The sequence below is a fragment of the Andreprevotia chitinilytica DSM 18519 genome, assembly GCF_000711875.1.
Classification (GTDB): domain Bacteria; phylum Pseudomonadota; class Gammaproteobacteria; order Burkholderiales; family Chitinibacteraceae; genus Andreprevotia; species Andreprevotia chitinilytica.
Genome location: NZ_JONM01000006.1, coordinates 131,583 through 148,859 on the forward strand (window position 1 = coordinate 131,583; position 17,277 = coordinate 148,859).

The 17,277-nt window shown below is 60.4% G+C and carries 21 protein-coding genes; 8 read left to right on the plus strand and 13 right to left on the minus strand.

Features of this window, described 5'->3' with window-relative positions; genetic code table 11:
• Positions 1-91 precede the first annotated feature (91 nt).
• The 8 genes from BR41_RS09935 to BR41_RS09970 all read right to left on the minus strand — a co-directional run bounded on the left by BR41_RS09935 (position 92) and on the right by BR41_RS09970 (position 4,218).
• A complete protein-coding gene (locus tag BR41_RS09935) occupies positions 92-298 on the minus strand; it encodes a zf-HC2 domain-containing protein (RefSeq protein WP_035055811.1) in 207 nt (68 codons plus the stop codon).
• Positions 291-923: an RNA polymerase factor sigma-70 gene (locus tag BR41_RS09940; RefSeq protein WP_211251714.1), complete on the minus strand. Its 633-nt coding sequence runs from the start codon at positions 921-923 to the stop codon at positions 291-293. Before BR41_RS09940 ends, BR41_RS09935 begins: the two co-directional genes overlap by 8 nt.
• Before the next feature lie 33 nt (positions 924-956).
• Positions 957-1,424: a DoxX family protein gene (locus BR41_RS09945; protein WP_035055813.1), complete on the minus strand. Its 468-nt coding sequence runs from the start codon at positions 1,422-1,424 to the stop codon at positions 957-959.
• A complete protein-coding gene (locus BR41_RS09950) occupies positions 1,421-2,215 on the minus strand; it encodes an HvfC/BufC family peptide modification chaperone (protein WP_051710626.1) in 795 nt (264 codons plus the stop codon). The genes BR41_RS09945 and BR41_RS09950 overlap by 4 nt, the downstream gene beginning before the upstream one ends.
• Complete coding sequence (bufB, locus tag BR41_RS09955; protein ID WP_035055815.1) at positions 2,209-3,066, minus strand: MNIO family bufferin maturase; 858 nt, start codon at positions 3,064-3,066, stop codon at positions 2,209-2,211. The genes BR41_RS09950 and bufB overlap by 7 nt, the downstream gene beginning before the upstream one ends.
• Before the next feature lie 63 nt (positions 3,067-3,129).
• Positions 3,130-3,378, minus strand: a complete 249-nt coding sequence (bufA1, locus tag BR41_RS09960) for a BufA1 family periplasmic bufferin-type metallophore (RefSeq protein WP_035055817.1) — start codon at positions 3,376-3,378, stop codon at positions 3,130-3,132.
• An 87-nt stretch (positions 3,379-3,465) separates the two neighbouring features.
• On the minus strand, positions 3,466-3,708 hold the full coding sequence (locus tag BR41_RS09965) for a BufA1 family periplasmic bufferin-type metallophore (RefSeq protein WP_035055819.1): 243 nt from the start codon (positions 3,706-3,708) through the stop codon (positions 3,466-3,468).
• Positions 3,709-3,975: 267 nt separating this feature from the next.
• Positions 3,976-4,218: a BufA1 family periplasmic bufferin-type metallophore gene (locus BR41_RS09970; RefSeq protein WP_035055821.1), complete on the minus strand. Its 243-nt coding sequence runs from the start codon at positions 4,216-4,218 to the stop codon at positions 3,976-3,978.
• Positions 4,219-4,431: 213 nt separating this feature from the next.
• Here BR41_RS09970 and BR41_RS22865 point away from each other — a divergent pair, with 213 nt between their 5' ends.
• Both BR41_RS22865 and BR41_RS09980 read left to right on the plus strand, forming a co-directional pair.
• A complete protein-coding gene (locus BR41_RS22865) occupies positions 4,432-5,457 on the plus strand; it encodes a trypsin-like peptidase domain-containing protein (protein ID WP_051710628.1) in 1,026 nt (341 codons plus the stop codon).
• 265 nt (positions 5,458-5,722) lie between these two features.
• On the plus strand, positions 5,723-6,217 hold the full coding sequence (locus tag BR41_RS09980) for a hypothetical protein (protein WP_035055823.1): 495 nt from the start codon (positions 5,723-5,725) through the stop codon (positions 6,215-6,217).
• Positions 6,218-6,285: 68 nt separating this feature from the next.
• Here the strand turns inward: BR41_RS09980 and bcaP are convergent, their stop codons facing one another.
• Entirely contained in the window at positions 6,286-7,680 is a 1,395-nt protein-coding gene (bcaP, locus tag BR41_RS09985; RefSeq protein ID WP_035055825.1) for a branched-chain amino acid transporter BcaP, read from the minus strand.
• Between the two features lie 429 nt (positions 7,681-8,109).
• Between bcaP and BR41_RS09995 the strand changes: the two genes are divergently transcribed.
• Complete coding sequence (locus BR41_RS09995) at positions 8,110-9,219, plus strand: hypothetical protein (RefSeq protein ID WP_035055829.1); 1,110 nt, start codon at positions 8,110-8,112, stop codon at positions 9,217-9,219.
• A gap of 201 nt (positions 9,220-9,420) precedes the next feature.
• On the opposite strand, the gene ilvC is transcribed toward BR41_RS09995, so the two are convergent.
• Genes ilvC through ilvB form a run of 3 tightly spaced genes read right to left on the minus strand, consistent with a single transcriptional unit; the run spans position 9,421 to position 12,763 of the window.
• Complete coding sequence (gene ilvC, locus BR41_RS10000; protein WP_035055831.1) at positions 9,421-10,437, minus strand: ketol-acid reductoisomerase; 1,017 nt, start codon at positions 10,435-10,437, stop codon at positions 9,421-9,423.
• A 54-nt stretch (positions 10,438-10,491) separates the two neighbouring features.
• Positions 10,492-10,983, minus strand: coding sequence for an acetolactate synthase small subunit (ilvN, locus tag BR41_RS10005; RefSeq protein WP_035056018.1), 492 nt, complete (start codon positions 10,981-10,983; stop codon positions 10,492-10,494).
• Between the two features lie 13 nt (positions 10,984-10,996).
• Positions 10,997-12,763 carry a biosynthetic-type acetolactate synthase large subunit gene (gene ilvB / locus BR41_RS10010; protein ID WP_035055832.1) on the minus strand — a complete coding sequence of 589 codons (1,767 nt, stop codon included), beginning with the start codon at positions 12,761-12,763 and terminating at the stop codon, positions 10,997-10,999.
• A 448-nt stretch (positions 12,764-13,211) separates the two neighbouring features.
• Here ilvB and BR41_RS10015 point away from each other — a divergent pair, with 448 nt between their 5' ends.
• The 5 genes from BR41_RS10015 to BR41_RS10030 all read left to right on the plus strand — a co-directional run bounded on the left by BR41_RS10015 (position 13,212) and on the right by BR41_RS10030 (position 15,683).
• Positions 13,212-13,781 (plus strand): RNA polymerase sigma factor, encoded by a 570-nt coding sequence (locus BR41_RS10015; RefSeq protein ID WP_035056024.1) that lies wholly within the window; start codon positions 13,212-13,214, stop codon positions 13,779-13,781.
• A gap of 19 nt (positions 13,782-13,800) precedes the next feature.
• Complete coding sequence (locus BR41_RS22870; RefSeq protein WP_169741282.1) at positions 13,801-14,220, plus strand: DUF3619 family protein; 420 nt, start codon at positions 13,801-13,803, stop codon at positions 14,218-14,220.
• Positions 14,199-14,648 carry a DUF3106 domain-containing protein gene (locus BR41_RS22875; RefSeq protein WP_084186988.1) on the plus strand — a complete coding sequence of 150 codons (450 nt, stop codon included), beginning with the start codon at positions 14,199-14,201 and terminating at the stop codon, positions 14,646-14,648. The genes BR41_RS22870 and BR41_RS22875 overlap by 22 nt, the downstream gene beginning before the upstream one ends.
• A 3-nt stretch (positions 14,649-14,651) precedes the next feature.
• Positions 14,652-15,224: an RDD family protein gene (locus BR41_RS10025; RefSeq protein ID WP_051710634.1), complete on the plus strand. Its 573-nt coding sequence runs from the start codon at positions 14,652-14,654 to the stop codon at positions 15,222-15,224.
• Positions 15,225-15,365: 141 nt separating this feature from the next.
• Positions 15,366-15,683 (plus strand): hypothetical protein, encoded by a 318-nt coding sequence (locus BR41_RS10030; RefSeq protein ID WP_035055833.1) that lies wholly within the window; start codon positions 15,366-15,368, stop codon positions 15,681-15,683.
• 7 nt (positions 15,684-15,690) lie between these two features.
• Here BR41_RS10030 and amaB read toward each other — a convergent pair whose 3' ends face one another.
• Positions 15,691-17,241 carry an L-piperidine-6-carboxylate dehydrogenase gene (gene amaB / locus BR41_RS10035; protein ID WP_051710636.1) on the minus strand — a complete coding sequence of 517 codons (1,551 nt, stop codon included), beginning with the start codon at positions 17,239-17,241 and terminating at the stop codon, positions 15,691-15,693.
• Positions 17,242-17,277: the final 36 nt, after the last annotated feature.

The window sequence follows — 17,277 nt, forward strand, 5'->3', positions numbered from 1 at the left end:
CGGCTTCGCCGGCCGGGGAGCAACGGTACGTGTAACAGTGCCCCCGGCCGCATAAAGCGTCCGGGCTACAAAGGCAGCCTTGCGCTGTTACTTAACCCGCTGCCTCGTCCGCCGCCGCAGGCGCTTCACCATCCCGAATCAGCTTCGTGGCTTCACGCAATAGGGCGATCTGCTTGCGGTAATTGCGGCAGCCGCTGCACATCGGCAGGTGAGTGCGAATGGTCAGCCATTCGCCGGGGGTGAGCGGGCGATCAAGTGCGTCGGACAAGAGCCGTGTCACTTTTTTGCAGTTAGCCATCGTTGTCCTCCCCGTCGTAGCCCGAATCGTCAAACCCTTTTTCGGTCAGGCAAGTGCGCAGCTTCAGGCGTGCGCGGTAAAGCAGCACGCTACAGTGATTCGCGCTCACCGTCAGCTCGTCGCAGATCTCGGTGGTTTCCAGACCGAGAAACTCGCGCATCATGAACACGCGGCCGGTGCTTTCGGGCAGGTTGTCGAGGCAGAGCTCGAACAACTTCCAGAATTGTTTTTGCTGCAGGGCGGTTTCGGGCTTGGGCCATGGGCGCGGCTTGCTGTGTTGCGCCCAGTGGCCGCTGTCCTTGAACAGCAGCGTATCGAGGATTTCCTCGCCTTCGATTTCGCTATCGAGCGCCGAGAGGTTGATGGTGCGTTGTTTGACGCGCAGCGTATCCACCAGCTTGTGGCGCAGGATGCCGAACACCCAGGTCTTGTGCTGCGACTGGCCGGCAAAGCGTTCTTGCGCCGTCCATGCTGCTGCCAGCGCTTCTTGCACAGCGTCTTCCGCTGCTGCCGCGTCACGTAGCTGCAGTTGGGCGAAGCGCAGCATGTCGCGCCGCAGCCGGCTCAGGTATTCGTGGTCGTGCTGCCAGGGCAGGGCCCTTGCGCTTGCTGCTTCTTCAGCCACTGCGTCTCCGCGTCATCGTTGTTCTTATCCAATTCAAGCCTTTGCCGCACATTGGCTGCGCAGCCGTCCCAATAGCCAAGTATCGACCGACCACAGGCCAGTGCCATGCACGACAAGATAACCCAGCAAGACGCCCCACAACACATGATCCTTGATCGCGATCGGCTCCAGCCCCGGATACGAGATCACCGCCATCACATTGACGAAGAACAATCCGACTGCGCCAAAGCGGCCGGCCAGCCCCAATACCAGCAGTACCGGGAAGAACAATTCGCCACCCGCGCCGAACACGGCTGCAATCGGCGGGGGCAGGACGGGGACATGGTATTCGTTGCTGAACAGCCAGAGCGTGGCGTCCCAATCGCGAATCTTGGTCAGGCCGGACAGGAAAAAGGCGCGGGCGACATAGATGCGGGCGGCGAGCGCGAACAGCGGTTGTAGTTTGGCGGCCAGCGTTTCGAACAGCGCATACAGGCGCTGCAGCATGCACAGGTATTTCATGGGGTGGTCTCCTCGGGTTCTTTTTGTTGATCGTTTTGGTGATCGCGTTGTGGGTCGACGTACTGGTCGACATGGCTGACCAATCCATGCGCGAACAGGTGGGTCAGCAAGGGATTGGGGTCTTCTTGGGCGGCGGCGAGAGCCTCGCCAACCGAGCTGCCGGCCAAGAGCGTGCTGAGCCAGCGGGCTTCGTCGTCATTGAGCTGCCGCCACGCCACGCCGTTGCTGCCACGCCAGACCAGCACGGTTTGCCCGCCGGCATCGATGTGCGCCGTGGGGCCGCCCTCGTGCATGGCGAGCAGATCGGCAATCGGCCATTGCGCGGACTGCACCAAGGCTACGGCCGGGTGAAACCAGAAGCGGGCGGCAGAGAATTGCTCCGGCGATAGCGCCGCGACTTCGGTGGCATCGAGCGGCGGGACATTGTCGGCGTAATAGGCGCGGTGCCGTGCCCAATCGAGCCGGGCGACATCGGCCAGATAAGGCAGCTCCTGCGCGGGGCCGAAGCCGGCGATGAAGTCGGCCAGGCTGGCCCCGTCGTCATGCAGATTGGCGGAGCGGGCGGGTGTGTCGATCACATAGACCCGTGCCAAGGCCCGGAAATATTCCTCGCCGACCAGTTCTGCCACCAGCGGAAAGGCGGCGGGCAGCGCATCCATGCGGTTCAGGCGCACGTTGTTGCGGTAGACGGCGATGCGCTCGCGGGTGGCTTCGGTGAGGCCGGCGGGGACGTGTTCTGCGTCGGAGAGCGCGGCGGTGAAGTCGGCGAGGGTTTCGGCGTAGCTCAGCATGACAGCGCCTCCGCCTGCAATGCAGGTTCCGTGTGGGCACGGGCAATGTGCATGGAGAGCTGGCGGTATTCGTCCAGCAACTCGGGCAGGGACGGCAGATTGGTATCGCGCTCGAGCAGTACCGGTACCGGGCCGAAGCGTTTCAGCGCGGCATCCAGCAGCAGCCACACTTCGGGGCAGACCGGTGCGCCGTGGGTATCGATGGCGCAGCCTTCGACATATTCAAAACCAGCCACGTGGATTTCGCCCACGCAGCCCAAGGGAATCCGGGCGATCTCGGCCAGTGGATCGGTGCCGAGATTGAGCGTGTTCACAAACAGGTTGTTCACATCGAGCAGCACGCCGCAGCCGGTGCGGGTGACCAGTTCTGCCATCAGTTCGGCTTCGGTACAGGTCTCGTTCTGAAAGGCGACATAGGTCGAGACGTTTTCAATCAGGATGCGCCGGCCCAGCGTGGTCTGGACCTGATCGATCCGGCTGGCCAGCAGCGCCAGCGCGCCTTCCAGGCGGGGCACCGGCAGCAGATCGTTGAAAAAACGGCCGTGGTCGCGGTTCCAGCACAGGTGTTCGGAAATGAGCGCCGGCTGCACGCGGGCGATCAGTTGTTTCAGTTGCGCCAGGTGATGCGGGTCAAGCGGATCGACACTGCCGAGCCCTAGACCGACGCCATGCAGGCTGAGCGGATAGTCGGCGCGAATCCGTTCCAGCGCGGCAATCGGCTCGCCACCACCGAAGTAGTTCTCGCTGTGTACTTCCCACCATTCGACTGCCGGGCGGCTGGCGATCACCTCGCCCACGTGCGGCGAGCGCAAACCGAGGCCGGCGGTGGAGAGTGCAGGTTGATTCGACATGGTCTGTTCCGATCCGTGATGCGATTTGCGATTGATTTGATCTGTAACGCGATCCGTAGCGGATCACTGACTGCTGAGTTGCTGTTGTACGGCGGCCTTCAGCTCGGCGCAGGTGCCATCGGGCACGAAGCGGAAATCGGCGTGGGCGTAATCCTCGCTGCCATGGTGAGCGCAACCGTGAGCGGGCGTACGGCAATCGTTCTCACCGGCCTTGGAGACGCCAAAGCATTTTTCAGTGTTGGCGGCGTGAGCCAAGGTGGCAAAGCCAGCCAGGGCCGCGATCAATGCAGTAGTGACGAGGGGATATTTCATTCAACTTCGATTCCGTAGGAGAAACGCTGGGTAGATGGGGCAGAGGCGCGCTGTGCGGCGCCTCTGCACAAACGCTGGCTGGCGCGCTTACATCGGCTTGAGCGTGCCCTTCAAGTGAGTGCATACACCCTTGGCCACGACGCGGAACTCCTTCGGGTCGTTGTCCTTGGTGGCTTGGCCGGCGCAGGAGTGGCCATTGGCCTTGCAGGAATTTTGACCGGCTGCGGCGATGCCGTAACACGGTTCCAGATCCGCAGCCAGAACCGGTGCAGCGAGTGTGCCGCCCAGAACAGCGGTGAGGGCGGATGCGATGACGAGTTGCTTGTTCATGGTCGATCTCCAAAAAAGGTTTGGATGTGGAGGCAACATTGCCTCTCACGGCTTGAGTCGGCACTGGTGGGCCGATATGACACAGACTAGGCAAAATATTTTTGTCCGCTGGTTGCAACGTTGCCGTAATGCGCCGTGCGGTATGCCAATGGGATTGTGGCGGGGCGCGGCGTGACGTTGCGGCATCTGCAGGCGGTGTAGGCACAACAGGCAAAAAAAGGCCGGCTGCACATTACGCAACCGGCCTGCCGTGCAGGGAACTGCGACTTACATCGCAGTGAGCGAGCCGCCCAACTTGCTGCAGGCGCCGACTGCAACGGCCTTGAATTCACCTGGGTCCTTATCCTTGCTGGCTTGGCCAGCGCATGAGTGGCTGTTGCCCTTGCAGTCGTTTTGGCCAACCTTGGCGATGCCGTAGCACTTTTCCTGGTCGGCAGCGAAAGCCGGTGCAGCAAGGGTGGCGCCCAGAACGGCGGTCAGAGCGGATGCGATAAGGAATTGCTTGTTCATGGTCGATCTCCAGATGGTTTGATTCAGGGTTCAGATTTGGGTGTGGAGGCAAGTGCCTCTCACAGCTTGAGTCGATGCAGTTAGGGAGATATGACACCGCGTGGAAAATTTTTTTACGAATTTCTTCGCGCGCTGGCAAATGGCTGTACTGCGTCCTGCACATACGCCAATGGCATTGGATTATATTGACGCATCCGTTAGGGAGCGGTCGGGATGAAAAAAACTTTATATGACGTGCTGGGCATCACGCCGGATGCGACAGCGGCGCAAATCGAGGCGCGTTGCCAGCAATTGCTGGCGCAATTGGCAGCGCAACAAGGCCAGCCAGAGGCCGACAATCAGATCAAATTCATTCAGCACGCCCGTGAGACCTTGGGCGACCCGGTGCGCAAGGCGCTGTACGACCAGCGGCTGGTCGAGCCGGCACCCGTGGCGAGCATGGTCAGCCGTCATGAACTGCCAGACGGCCCAAGTGATCGGCGCTGGCTTTGGGTGTTGCTGGGCGTGATCCTGCTGGGCGGCGGTTATTACCTTGGCTCGCGCTGGCATGCCAAGTCACCGCAGCCCACGCTGGTGACACAAGCGACGGTGAATCTGGTTGGCCGGCCGGCGCAGGTGCAGCAGGCGGCCACCTTATCGAGCACCGAGCTGTTCGAGCGGGTCAGCCCATCCATCGTGGTGGTGATGGGGCTGAACAATAACGGCGATCGCGTGGAGCAGGGCAGCGGCGTGGTGATCGCCGCCGGCCAGGTCATCACCAACTGCCACGTGGCACTCGGCGCGCCGTCGCTGGAGATCTACCACCAGGGCAAGCAATACGATGCCTCGCTGCATTACCGCGATCAGGGGCATGACCTCTGCCAGTTGTCGGTGACCTCCTTGCCGGCGCAACCGGTGCCGCTGGGGGCACTGGCCGCTGTCAAAACCGGCGATCCGGTGTATGCGCTTGGTGCGCCACAAGGGCTGGAGCTGTCCTTGAGCCAGGGCATCGTTTCGTCTCTGCGCGAATTCGATACATCCCGACTGATCCAGACCACGGCATCCATCTCGCCGGGCTCCAGTGGCGGCGGCTTGTTCGATCGTAGCGGCAAGCTGATCGGCATCACCACCTTCCAGTCCCGCACCGGCCAGAACCTCAATTTCGCCGTACCGGTGGATTGGATTGCCCAATTGCCAACGCGCGACGGCAATAGCGACCAACTGCTTGGGGGTGATGAAACGAACCACGAGGGCGGTTAGTCATCGATGTCGTTACCTCGCGTCGTCATCAATCAGCCCGTGTAAAAACGGGCTGATTTTTTTTGGCTAACATAAATGCAGCATCCGCCTGTCTTGGGCCCGATCGACACGATATGCGCCGTACATAAGCGCGTATGCGCTGGCAGGCCACATGAAATGAGGAACGTTTGCTAAGACCACAGAAGGTGTTCCTGCCTTGCCCTTGGTTGATTGGCCAAGGACGACCGCAAGGTGGAACGAAGGCACTTTCTCTGAGGAGATTCAAATGTTCAAAAGATGGTTGGCCGGTGTGTTCATCACGCTGTTTTTCATCCTTGCTCCGTTCGCTGCACGGGCAGAGGTGCCGGAGGAAGCGACGGCGAACGGCAAATATTCGCATCTGATCCAGGTGCTGACGTGCCCAGCCGATGCCGGGAGCTACGGTGATTTCCGGGATTACGGTTATTGGGGTGGCGGGGCGTGGTGCGGGCAGACCGGGCAGGCCGGCTATTGGGTGTGGGTCAACCCGAGCTGGTATGTCTGGAAGGTGAAGTCACCCCACCACGCTAATGACGGCCGGGTGCCGGCTGTTGCTGCGGTGAACGGCAAGTATTCGGATTTACTGCAGGTGTTGCCGTGCCCGGCAGATAGCCACACCTATGGCGACTTTAACGATTATGGCTATTGGGGTGGTGGCCCGTGGTGCCGGCAAACCGGCATGGCCGGCTATTGGGTGTGGGTGGCGCCCAACTGGTATGTCTGGCGGAACAAGAACGACTGAAATGCCGAGCCACACCGGAAATGAAACAGGGGACTTCGAGTCCCCTGTTTTTACGTCATCTGCGGCAATCAGCGATGCAGCAAGGAGTTGCGCCGCGAATAAGCGAAGTACACCGCCAACCCGATCACCAGCCAGATCGTAAAGGCGATCCAGGTGACCGCTTGCAGGTGTGTCATCAGGAACACGCACAAGGCTACGGCCAGCAGCGGGGTAACCGGTGCGCCTGGGCAGCGGAAGCCGCGACGGAGGTTCGGCCGGGTTTTGCGCAGCACCAGCACGGCGATGGCGATCAGTGAGAAGGCGGCGAGCGTACCGATGTTGATCAGTTCGGCCAGGATGTTGAGCGGCACCAGCGCAGCGATCAGCGCGAAGATCACGCCAACGATCCAGGTGGTGACAAAGGGCGTGGCAAAGCGCGGGTGGACTTCTGACAGCTTGGCCGGCAGCAAGCCATCGCGGCTCATGGCGAAGATCACACGGCTTTGGCCGTAGGCCATCACCAGAATCACCGTGGTCATGCCGAGGATTGCGCCGACGTCGATAAAGCCCGCCACCCAGTTCTGGCCGGCATATTGCAGCGCCAGCGACACCGGGTGATCGATACCGGCGAATTTCGGGTAGGGCACGATGCCGGTCATGATGGCGGACACGGCGACATAAAGAATGGTGCAGACCACGAGCGAGCCGATGATGCCAATGGGCAGATCGCGCTGCGGGTTGCGAACTTCCTCGGCGGCCGACGAAACGGCGTCGAAACCGATGAAGGCGAAGAACACCAGGGCTGCAGCGCTGAACACACCCGAGAAGCCGAACGGCATGAACGGCGCCCAGTTGACCGGCTTCACATAGCCGACGCCCACGACGATGAAGAGCAGCACGATGCCGATCTTGATCGCCACCATCACGTTATTGAGCTTGGCAAAGCCTTGCACGCCGACTGACAGCAGGGCGGTGATCGCCATCATGATCAGGAAGGCCGGCAGGTTGAACAGGGTTTCCACGCCCGGCACTGCACCCGGTGCGGCAGTGAGCAGGGTTGGCAAATGCAGGCCAAAGCCGGATAGCAGCGACTGGAAGTAGCCAGACCAGCCGACCGATACGGCCGAGGTCGCCAAGCCGTATTCCAGCATCAGATCCCAGCCGATGATCCACGCGACCAGCTCGCCCAGCGTGGCGTAGGAGTAGGTATAGGTCGAACCGGATACCGGGATGGTCGAGGCGAATTCGGCATAGCACAGCGCCGCCAGACCGCAGGCCAATGCTGCGATGACGAAGGACAGTGTCAGTGCCGGCCCAGCCGTGAGTGCGCCGGTGCCGGTCAGCACGAAAATGCCGGTGCCGATGATGGCGCCAATGCCCATCAATACCAGGTCAATCGGGCCGAGTGCGCGTTTGAGCCCGCTGCTGCCATCGGTGCTGGCGGCGAGCATGGCTTCGATATTCTTGGTGCGAAACAAACTCATGATCAGTATTTCCGGTGATGGCCGTCGCCGCCGTTGGGCACGGCGACGACGGGGATGAAGACAAAACACGAGTGCCTGATCTGGCAAGTTGCCACGGTGGCGATGAGGATGCGGGTGGCATCTGCGTCGCAAGCCCGGGCTGAAAAACGGGATGGCGGACCATACATTGCCGGGGTGATCGGGGGTATTGCGGTCTTCCCGTGTTGAACGAAGTCAGTCATTGCTTAGGTAGTCGGCTGATTTTGCATGGGTTTTTTTGCATGGGCGGCGTTCCGGTCAGTGGTTCATCGGTTCGGGCGGGGCGGCTTTCTGCCGTGCCCAGTTGCATCTGTTCCACAGCATGCTTGCTGGTGTCTGACCATCATCGCCCCGGTGGCGCTTTGTGGCTAAAATGACCAAATTTTTCTCAAAGCTGACTGGAGTTGATGGATGTCGTCCGAGATTGAACCTACTGGATCGGAACCGCAGGAATCAGGGCATGGTGAGGCGGCACATGAGGTCGTGTCGCCGGGAAGCACCGACGAAGCGCACACCACATCCGCTGAGGCTGAACCGCCAGCTGCATCCGCTGCCGCAGATGCGCAGGCCAAACCGAAGCGCTCGAAGTCATCGCGGATCGTGCGCTGGGTGCTGATGAGTGTCGGTGTATTGGCTTTGCTGGCGGTGGTCATTGGCGCAGCGGCTTATTTCATGCAGCCAAGCCGCAACGTGCAGGACACGATCGAGAGCGTGATGGCGGCGGAATTCGGCCCGTATTCGAAGGATCTCAGTGGCTGGCCGTTCGTGGCTGACAGGGAGACCTACGTAATGCATGTCGTCAGTCAGAATCAGGTCGAGATCGATGGCAAGCCGAAGCTGTTGATTGGCGTGATCGGCTATCCGGTGAACGATCCGGCTGGTGCGAATGGTCTGGTACAGCATCGCACGCTGGTCGCCGATATGACCGGGTCGAGCAACGATGGCGTCAAATACTTTGGTATGTACGGTGCGATCAAGGTCTACCACGCGTTCCAGGAAGTGAAGATCGACATGATCAAGCCGGGCAAGGATATGTATGGCTGGCAGGTCGAGTACAAGCACGGCAAGAATGAGGGCTACGAGCAGATTGATCGCGAAATCTATCTGATCGATACGGCCAAGTCGGAAGTGATTTTTGCCGGCACGCTACCGGTGTTGTCGGACAACACCAGCCAGTGCGAACAGCGGAACGTGCAACGTGCGACGGCGAAAGCCAAGGTGGAGGAGCAGAAGGCTTCCGATGCCGCACAAGAAGAAGCATCGTCCGTTGCCACGGCGCAGGCTGATGAAGAAGCACAGGATGAGCCGGATGATGAGCCAATGACTTGCCAGCGCGTCGTGACCGAGTACAAGCCGATCACGTCGAACAATGCCGGTGTCTACCCGCTGGAAGCGAAGACGGAAGTCACGGTCGACGACAAGACCACCAAGATCAGCGGCCGGGTCGTGTTTGATGCGCACACCATGAAATTGACGTTGCCGGATGCGTTGTCCGAGGCGTTTTATGGCAATGGGGATTGATTGCTGATTGTGTCCCCTTTCCCTTGCGTGTAAGGCTTCTGGCTTATTCAGGGATAGAGGGTTAAGGATAGGGGAAAGAGCTCAGCCCTTGGCAAGCACCCTCTCCCCCGCCCCCTCTCCCACAAGTGGGCGAGGGGAGGACGAGCAAATAAAAACAGCCAGCTTTTGCTGGCCGTTTTTATTTGCTGCGAACGCTGCCGATTAGTTCTTGGACTGATCGACCAGCTTGTTCTTCGCAATCCACGGCATCATCGCGCGCAGTTCGGCACCGACGGTTTCGATCGGGTGAACAGCGTTCAGACGACGGCGAGCGGTCATGGCTGGGTAGTTGGTCTTGCCTTCCAGGATGAACTGCTTCGCGTATTCGCCGGACTGAATGCGATACAGCGCCTTCTTCATCGCTTCCTTGGTTGCTGCGGTGATGACTTCCGGGCCGGTCACGTATTCGCCGTATTCGGCGTTGTTCGAGATCGAGTAGTTCATGTTGGCGATGCCGCCTTCGTACATGAGGTCAACGATCAGCTTCAGTTCGTGCAGGCACTCGAAGTAGGCCATTTCCGGCGCGTAACCGGCTTCGGTCAGGGTTTCGAAGCCCGCCTTCACCAGCTCGACCGCACCGCCACACAACACGGCTTGTTCGCCGAACAGGTCGGTTTCGGTTTCTTCGCGGAAGTTGGTTTCGATCACGCCGCCCTTGGTGCCGCCGTTGGCAGCTGCGTAGGACAGAGCAACATCACGTGCCTTGCCGCTCTTGTCTTGGTAGACAGCGATCAGGCTCGGCACGCCGCCGCCTTTCAGGTATTCGGAGCGAACAGTGTGGCCTGGGCCCTTCGGAGCAACCATGATCACGTCGATGTCGGTGCGCGGCACGATCTGGTTGTAATGGATGTTGAAGCCGTGAGCGAACGCCAGTGCAGCGCCGGCCTTCAGGTTGTTGGCGATGTCGCGGTAGTACACGTCCGGCTGGGATTCATCCGGCAGCAGGATCATGACGACGTCGGCATTCTTGACGGCTTCGGCAACTTCTTTCACCGGCAGGCCAGCGGCTTCAGCCTTGGACCACGATGCACCGCCCTTGCGCAGGCCGATGGTGACGTTCACGCCCGAATCCTTCAGGTTCAGCGCGTGGGCATGGCCTTGCGAGCCGTAGCCGACGATGGTGACTTGTTTGCCCTTGATCAGGCTGATGTCGGCGTCTTTATCGTAAAAAACTTTCATGTCTAGGTTCCTTTCAGGGTTGTACTGGGGCGGGCGGTAAGCCCATGCCCGCCGTTAAATCTTCAGAATGCGTTCGCCGCGACCAATGCCAGAGGCGCCGGTACGTACGGTTTCCAGAATCGCGGTGGCATCGAGCGCCTTGATGAAGGCGTCGAGCTTTTCACCGGTACCGGTCAACTCGATGGTGTAGGTCTTCTCGGTCACGTCGATGATGCGGCCACGGAAGATATCCGCGGTGCGCTTCAGTTCTTCGCGATCCTTGCCTGCTGCACGAACCTTGATCAGCATCAGTTCGCGTTCGATGTGGTCGGCCTCGTTGAGGTCGATCACCTTGACCACTTCAATCAGCTTGTTCAGCTGCTTGGTGATCTGCTCGATCACGTCGTCCGAGCCATGCGTGACGATGGTCATGCGGCTCAGGGTCGGGTCTTCGGTGGTTTGCACCGTCAGCGAATCGATGTTGTAACCGCGTGCGGAGAACAGGCCGGTAACGCGGGACAGCGCGCCGGCTTCGTTTTCGATCAGGACGGAAAGAATATGTCGCATGTTCATCCCCTCCTCAGCACAGGTTGCCGTAATCACGGTTGTTTTCGAACGGCGTCTGCTGCATGCCGCGCATGTGTTCCGGCAGATCCATCTGGTTCAGCCCACGGCCGTTCTGGATCATCGGGAAGACGTTCTCGGTCTGGTCGGTACGGAAGTCGATGAACACCAGGCGTTCTTTCAGCGCCGGGCCGAAGGCTTCTTTCAGTACCGGTTCGACATCGGCCGGGTTCTCGACCTTGAAGCCGACGTGACCATAGGCCTCGGCGATCTTCACGAAGTCAGGCAGCGCATCCATATAGCTCTCGGAATAACGCGTGCCGTAGAAGAACTCCTGCCACTGGCGAACCATGCCCAGATAGCGATTGTTCAGGCTGAGCACTTTCACCGGTGTGTGGTACTGCTTGCAGGTGGAAAGCTCCTGAATGTTCATCTGGATCGAGCCTTCGCCGGTCACGCAGGCAACTTGCGCATTCGGGTTGGCAAGCTGTGCCCCCATGGCTGCCGGCAGGCCGAAGCCCATCGTGCCGAGGCCGCCGGAGTTGATCCATTGCTTGGGGCGGCGGAACTTGTAGTACTGCGCTGCCCACATCTGGTGCTGGCCGACGTCGGACGTGACGATGGCTTCGCCGTTGGTGACCTTCCACAGCGTTTCGATCACGTGCTGCGGTTTGATGACTTCGGTCGACGGCGTGTACAGCAGCGAGTTCGGCTTGCGCCATTCGTCGATCTGCTTCCACCAGTTGGCGAGTGCATCCGGGTTCGGCTTGAGGTTCTGCTCTTTCAGCACCGCGATCAGGTCGGTGAGCACCGCCTTCACATCACCGACGATAGGCACGTCGACCTTCACGCGCTTGGCGATCGAGGACGGGTCGATGTCGATGTGGACGATTTTTTTCGGATTGGACAAGAACTGGCCCGGCACCGAGATCACGCGGTCGTCGAAGCGGGCACCGACAGCGATCAACACATCGCAGTACTGCATTGCGAGGTTGGCTTCGTAAGTGCCGTGCATACCGAGCATGCCGACGAAATTCGGATCGGTACCATCTAGTGCGCCCAAACCCATCAGGGTGTTGGTGCACGGCACGTTCAGCATCTTGACCAGCTCGGTTACCTGCGCAGCAGCACCACCTTGCACCGCGCCGCCGCCCACGTAGATATACGGGCGCTTGGCGTCGGCGAGCAGTTGTGCGGCTTTCTTGATCTGGCCTGGGTGGCCTTTGATCGGCGGGTTGTAGCTGCGGATGCTGACCGATTCCGGGTAGGAATATTCAGTCCTGGCCATGGTGACATCCTTGGGGATGTCGATCACGACCGGGCCGGGACGACCCGTGGCGGCGATGTGGAAGGCCTTCTTGAAGGTGGCGGCGAGTTCGCGCACATCCTTCACCAGGAAGTTGTGTTTCACGATCGGGCGTGAACAGCCGATCATGTCCACTTCCTGGAAGGCATCCAGACCGATGGCGGCCGAGGGCACCTGACCGGAGATCACCACCAGCGGAATCGAATCCATATAGGCGGTGGCAATACCGGTGAGCGCGTTGGTCGCACCGGGGCCGGAGGTCACGAGTGCGACGCCGACCTTGTTGCTGGAGCGCGAATAAGCGTCGGCGGCATGCACCGCAGCCTGCTCATGACGAACCAGCACGTGTTTGAATCTGTCTTGCTTGAAAATGGAATCGTAGATTTCCAGCACTGCGCCGCCGGGATAGCCGAACAAGAATTCGACACCTTCCTCGGCCAAGCAGCGGGAAACGATTTCCGCGCCTGAAAGTTCCATCAGGTCACCCCTTGAGGATGCGGACGGAAAAGACTGCCGTCCATTCAGTTCGAGTCCGCAAGTCTGCGTTGCCTGACACCGGGTGAGCTGGAAACGGGCGTGTTTCCAGGCCGGAACGACTGCGGTAACAGCCACTCCCGTGGTGGTTGGCGCTCGGCAGAGCCGCTTTCCCTTCGCTTGTAACCGGGCATCTGCCAATGGTGTTGCGCTTGTGGCACAACTCAATCCGACGCTGTGTGATGCGTGGGCAGTGCAACCGGTTGCGGCGGCCAAATAGGTGGTGCCGCCGGTAAAACTAGTTTGGGTGTGAACCGCGGAAAATAGCCGATTGTCTAGTGCTTGGCAAGTTTTTATGGCCCCTTGGGGCTGCGTTTGTTAGCATCTGCGCCTTCGAGCGCGCGTAGCGTGCTATCTGATAAACGTGATCGCAGATTGGCCGGGGAGCGATTTGGCAACGCAACAAGCGCTGGCGCAGTTTCTGGAAGAAGTGCAACGCAGGGCGTTTCGCCAGGCCATGTTTGCCGTCCAGGATGAAGACACCGCGCTCGATCTGGTGCAGGACGCGATGCTACGGCTGGCCGATCGCTACGCCGACAAGCCGGCCGAAGAGCTGCCGCTGCTGTTCCAGCGCATCCTGCAGAACGCGATCCGCGATCATTTCCGCCGCCAAAAGACGCGTGGTTTCTGGACCGTGTTGCTATCGGCCTTCCAGCCGGACGATGACGACGCCGACGCAGGCGATCCGCTCGAATGGCTGCCCAACCAACCGACCGCGCCGAGCCCTCAGGATGAACACGATCAGGCCCGCTTGATGGCCTTGATCGAAGAGGGCATCAGCAAGCTGCCTGCCCGTCAACGGGAAGCCTTTCTGCTACGTTATTGGGAAGAGTTCGACGTTGCGGAAACCGCTGACGTCATGGGCTGTTCCGAGGGGAGCGTGAAAACGCACTGCTCTCGTGCCACTGCGGCGCTCGCCAAGTGGCTTGGGCATCACGGCATCAGCTGGACGCCCGAATGATTGCCGAGGTATGAAAAAAATGAAGCCATCAACAAACCCGCTAGAAGCGAAGCAGACGCCCACCCCGGCGAAACCTGAGCTTGCCCGCCGGACCACCCAGCTGCTCGATGCTGCGCCGCTGTCGCCGCGTGCGCAGTCGCGGCTGACTGATATCCGCTCGCAAGCGCTCGCGCGCGCACAAACACGCGCTGTGCAGCCGAAATGGGCACAGGCGGGGACATGGGTCTTGTCGCAATGGCAGGCTCATCCGGCGGTTTGGGGCGGCGCGCTCTTGTTGTGTGCGGCGGTGTTGGTCGGCGGTGCCTGGCATGTCGGCGCGTATGAGCCTGATCCGGCGCTCGATACCATGCTGCTGGCCGATGACGTCCCGCTTGATGCGCTGGCCAATGCCGGATCGGGTGAGCGGGAGGTGGCAGCATGGCCCGCCGTAAAGCGCTGAGCCTGTTTGCCGCAGCCAGTTTCGCCGCCGGTGGCGCTTGGGCGGCAGATGTCCCTGCGTGGTCGGCCCTGACGCCGGCGCAGCGCGAGTTGTTCGCGCCGCTGGCCAGCCAATGGAATACGCTGCCTGATCAGCAGCGCGAGCACTTGCTCAACGTCGCCAAGCGGTACCCGACCCTGGAAGCCGAGCAGCAAACGCGTGTGAAAGCGCGCATCTCCCGCTGGGCCAGCTTTACCCCGGCGCAACGCGAACAGGCGCGTGCCAATTACCAGCGCCTGCGAGCGCTGCCGCCAGAAGAACGTGCCCGTGCCATCGCCAGCCTGCGCGAACAAGAGCGCGCCCGTGCCGCAGACAGCCCGCGCGAGCCGGAGCGCGTTACCACTCCCGAGCCAATCCATCAGCTGAAGCTGCAATCAAATAAACCGTAATCCATGAATATTGATATCCCGGCAGCCGTCGCTGCCCTGCCGCGCCGCGCCGGTTGGTGGCGCCGTTTTTTTGCCTGGCTGTATGAAATGCTGCTGTTGGTGCCGGTGCTGCTGCTGGCCAGCATTCCCAGCCTCGCTGTGCAATCCCTGATCCAGTCGGCGAATGGTCTGCCGGTCAATGGCGTGATCGATACGCTGCTGGCACGCTCGCTCAATTTTGTCTGGGAGTTGCTGGTTGGTTTCATCTACTTCGCCTGGTGCTGGCGACGCGGTGGCCAGACGCTGGCGATGAAAACATGGCGCATGCGCCTGGTGAGCATCGAAGGCAACGCGATTGGCTGGCGTGTAGTGGTGATTCGCTTTGCCGCGGCCTTTGTCTGCTGGTTTCCGTTGTTCCCCTTGTGGATTCAGGCCCGGCATCATCCGGAATGGATTCCTTATGCCTGGTTCTCGCTGGGCCTCTTCCTTGCCCCATTCTTCTGGAGCCTGATCGATCGCGATCGGCAATATCTGCATGATCGGTTGGCGGGCACGCGGTTGATATTTGCGCCTAAACAGCTGTCGCGAGCTACGTGATCGACGATATCAAGGTTTTTATTGATATATTCTTTCTGGTTTCGTAAAGTGTTGCGCGAATTAGTCGTTCGATGGAAAGACTACGTTTGAAGATTTTGGTCTGATGTTAATTGCAGCCATATTTGGATATTGGGGTTCTGAATGAAAAAATTGTATCTGATGCTTCTCATGAGTGTTCTAGCTTCGGTCGTTCAGGCCGACGACACCGTTGTGATTAGCGATGTGAGCAAGCTGAAATGGCTTGGTAGTACTAATGGCTTGATTTATTTGAGGAATTTGAGTGATTTTGACCCATCTTTTCTGCCGTGTTGCTACAACTACTATGTCGATACCAGCACCCCAGCAGGGAAAGTTACCTGGACGGCGATCCTGATGAAAATGGGTACTGCTCAGTCGATTAATCTGAGCGTGAGCAATAAAAGCCAAGCAGGCCCAATCGTTTCGTTTGGCAATTGGTAATTCATCGTTATAGAAACTTCACCCCTTGCGCCAGCGGCAACGTACTCCCGTAATTGATCGTATTCGTTGCCCGGCGCATATACGCTTTCCAAGCATCAGAACCACTTTCCCGCCCGCCGCCGGTGTCTTTCTCGCCGCCGAACGCCCCGCCGATTTCCGCGCCCGACGTCCCCGCATTCACATTCGCCAAGCCGCAATCCGAGCCGGCCGGGCCGATGAAGGCTTCTGCCTCGCGTAGATCACGCGTAAACACCGCTGACGACAAGCCTTGTGCCACGCTGTTCTGTAGCGCCAGCGCCTCATCCCATTCGCGATAAAGCAGTACGTACAGGATGGGTGCGAAGGTTTCTTCCTGCATGACGGCGGTTTGGGCGGGCATGTCGACGATCGCCGGCTGCACGTAGTAACCCTCGTTCGGCACGCCGCTTTCGACCGCTTCCCCGCCAACCACCACCGTGCCGCCGTCCGCGATGGCTTGTTGCAGCGCTGCCTGCATCCGCTCCGCTGCCGCGCCATCAATCAGCGGCCCGATCAACACATCGGCCTCACGCGGGTCGCCGATCTTGAGCGACTGGTAAGCGGCAACCAGACGTGGCAGCAGCGTATCCGCCACCGATTCATGCACGATCAGCCGGCGCAAGCTGGTGCAGCGCTGGCCGCAGGTGCCGGCGGCGGCGAAGACGATGGCGCGCAGGGCCAGATCGAGGTCGGCGGACGGTGCGACGATCAGTGCGTTGTTGCCGCCTAGTTCCAGCAGGCTGCGGCCAAGCCGGCCGGCAACGGTTTGCGCAACAGCGCGGCCCATGCGGACCGAGCCGGTGGCGGATATCAACGGCAATTGAGGATTGGTTGCCAGCAAGTGCCCGACGTCGGCCTTGCCCTGTACCAGCTGCACCAAGCCGGTAGGGGTGCCGGGTGAATCCGCAATCACATCCAGTACGATGCGCGTCGCCGCCAGCGCGCACAGCGGCGTTTTTTCGGATGGCTTCCACACCACTGCATCGCCGCAGACCAGCGCCAGCATGGCGTTCCACGCCCAGACCGCCAGCGGAAAGTTGAAGGCGGTGATGACGCCGACCGGGCCGAGCGGATGCCATTGCTCCATCAGCCGATGGTTGGGGCGTTCGCTGGCGATGGTCAGCCCATGCAGCTGGCGCGACAGTCCGACGGCGAAATCGCACAGGTCGATCCACTCCTGCACTTCGCCGGCGGCCTCGGAGGCGATCTTACCGGTCTCCAGCGTGACCAATTGGGCCAGGCTGTCCTTGTGTCGCCGTACCGCATTGCCGATGCGTCGCACCAGTTCGCCGCGTTGCGGGGCCGGGATTTGTCGCCACTGCAGGAACGCCGCATGTGCACCGGCAACCGCCACGTCGACGTCGAGTTGGCAGGCAGGCAGGACGATGCCATGCGCCGCGCCGTCAATCGGGCTGGCTAGCGTGATGGGGGGCGAGGCCGGGTAATGGGCTTTGCCGTCAATGATCACTCCGGGCCAGGTATCGTTTTGCCGCCAATCGTCCAGGTGTAGTGAAGCAAGCAATCGGTTCAAGGCGGTCATGGCAAGACCTCCAGTGGGTTAGTGCAGAAGAGGGGG